The organism is Brevundimonas sp., assembly GCF_032017145.1.
Classification (GTDB): Bacteria; Pseudomonadota; Alphaproteobacteria; order Caulobacterales; family Caulobacteraceae; genus Brevundimonas.
The window spans coordinates 1-2,439 of the sequence record NZ_DALZQC010000202.1; the positions used below are offsets into that span (position 1 = coordinate 1).

The 2,439-nt window shown below is 67.4% G+C and carries 2 protein-coding genes; one reads left to right on the forward strand and one right to left on the reverse strand.

Going from position 1 to position 2,439, the window contains the following annotated elements:
* The coding region (locus RTU05_RS17885; protein ID WP_312599635.1) for a DUF4167 domain-containing protein at nucleotides 1-705 on the reverse strand (705 nt) is incomplete at its 3' end.
* 374 nt (nucleotides 706-1,079) lie between these two features.
* Here RTU05_RS17885 and RTU05_RS17890 point away from each other — a divergent pair.
* On the forward strand, nucleotides 1,080-2,309 hold the full coding sequence (locus RTU05_RS17890; protein ID WP_312599636.1) for an NAD-dependent epimerase/dehydratase family protein: 1,230 nt from the start codon (nucleotides 1,080-1,082) through the stop codon (nucleotides 2,307-2,309).
* Nucleotides 2,310-2,439: the final 130 nt, after the last annotated feature.

The following is a 2,439-nucleotide window of genomic DNA, read 5'->3' on the forward strand; positions in this document are numbered from 1 at the left end:
GACCTCCGCCGTCGGTTCCACGGCGGGGCTTTCGATGGCGGGCGCGTCGGTCGGGGCGGCTTCGTTCTCGGCGCGGGCGGCGACGTCCTCGGCGCCTTCCTCGCGGTTGTCGAAGCGGCGGTTGCGTTCCTCGCGGCGACGCTCCCAGCGTTCGCGGCGGCTTTCGCGACGACCGCCGCCTTCGCCCTCGGCGCGGGTCTCGCCGTCCTCACGCGGTTCGCGGGGTTCGCGCGGTTCACGGTTCTGATCGCGATCCCGGTCCCGGTTGTAGTCGCGGTCACGATCGCGCGGCTGATTCTGGTTCTGCTCGGCGCGTTCGGCGGCTTCCTGGGCCTGGCGTTCGGCCGCCTGCTGCGCGGCCAGGAAGGCGGCGGCCTGGACGCCCGATTCGTCCTCGAAATCGATGTCGAAGCCCTGGTTCGACTGTTCGCGCGCGGCGATGTCGGAGAAGGACCGCTGGGGCTGGAGCGCGCGCAGCACGCGGTAATAGTGTTCGGCGTGCTGCTGATAGTTTTCGGCCAGCACCCGGTCGCCGCTGGACGCCGCGTCGCGGGCCAGTTGCTGATAGCGTTCATAGACGGTCTGGGCGTTGCCCCGGACCTTGATGTTTTCGGGGCCTTGCGAATCCCACGAACGATTCGGATTGGCGTTGTTGGCGTTGTTGGCGCCCGCCTTGTTCCGATTGCGTCCGCGCTGACGCTTCATGCCCTTGAAATCTCTCATTCGCGCTACCGTGTGCAGGGACGAGGCCGGGCCCGGGGGCCAGGTCGTCCGTTTCTGGGTTCCGTTTCGCTCGGGGCCGATCCCCGATTGTCGATCTGTCGGAATGCCTTGTCGCCCGCATGGTGCGCCGGTCCTTTCGGGACCGACCGTCATGATCGGCTCAAGCCGCGAACAGCCGGGTATGCGCCCGTAAAGCTGCGTTTGAGTGGGAGACAGATCAGACTTAACCCGTGCGCGACGCCTTTCCAAGGGGGATTCGTCAAAGCGTCGCACCGCGTCTTTAACGGCCGCGCTTTGCCGCGACCGCTCCGCTGGGCTAGGCATGACCTTCGAGACGACGAAAAGGCTATCTCTCCATGCGCGTTCTGGTTCTGGGCGGCGACGGTTTCTGCGGCTGGCCGACAGCCCTGCATCTGTCGGCCGAAGGTTGGGACGTCACGGTCGTCGACAACCTCAGCCGCCGCAACATCGACAACGAGCTGGAAATCCAGTCCCTGACGCCGATCCGCACCATGGGCGAGCGGATAAAGGCTTGGAAAGAGGTGTCCGGCCGCGACATCGGCTTCGTCAACATGACGGTCGGCAAGGAGTTCGACCGTCTGGTCGCCCTGATCCGCGATCTGGCGCCCGACAGCGTGGTGCACTTCGCCGAACAGCGGGCGGCCCCCTATTCGATGAAGTCGGCGCGGCACAAGCTCTACACCGTCGACAACAACATCAACGCCACCCACCACCTGCTGGCCGCCATCGTGGAGAGCGGTCTGGACGTGCATCTGGCGCACCTGGGCACCATGGGGGTCTATGGCTACGGCACCGCCGGCCTGCGTATTCCCGAGGGCTATCTGAAGGTGACGGTGGACACCGACAACGGCCCGTCCGAGCAGGAAATCCTGTTCCCGCCCAATCCGGGCAGCATCTATCACATGACCAAGACGCAGGACGCCCTGCTGTTCCAGTTCTACGCCCGGAACGACCAGCTGCGGATCACCGACCTGCATCAGGGCATCGTCTGGGGCGCCCAGACGCGCGAGACCCGGATGCACGAGCGGCTGATCAACCGTTTCGACTATGACGGCGACTACGGCACCGTGCTGAACCGCTTTTTGATGCAGGCGGCGCTGGGCCATCCGCTGACGGTGCACGGATCGGGCGGCCAGACGCGGGCCTTCATCCACATCCAGGACACGGTGCGCTGCGTCGAACTGGCGCTGAAGAACCCGCCGCGCCGGGGCGAGCGGGTCAAGATCCTGAACCAGATGACCGAGAGCCGCCGGGTCCGCGACCTGGCCCGGATGGTCGCCGACATGACCGGCGCCGAAATCCGCAACCTGCCCAACCCGCGCCAGGAGGCCGACGAGAACGAACTGGTCGTCGCCAACGACCAGTTCCGCGAACTGGGGCTGAAGCCCATCACCCTGGCCGAGGGGCTGATGCAGGACGTGACCGACATCGCCCGCCGCTATGCCGACCGCGCCGACCTGGGCCGGGTGCCCTGCGTCTCGGCGTGGAACCAACGCCGCGCCGAGGCGCTGCAAACCGATGGGGCGCCGGCCGTGGCCGCCCCCGCCCAAGCCCTGTCCGCCTGACCTTTCGCCGCCCGAGTTCCGATCCGATGCCCGACGCTTCCGCCCTGAACCTGCTGGTCTTCGGCGGCGGCTATGTGGGGCGGGCGGCGGCGCTGGAGGCGATCCGGCGCGGCGGCCGGGCGACCGCCAC

What these genes read in the sequence shown, in the direction of transcription:
- RTU05_RS17890 (WP_312599636.1), top strand. Translation starts at nt 1,080, where the DNA reads ATGCGCGTTCTGGTTCTGGGCGGCGACGGTTTCTGCGGCTGGCCGACA.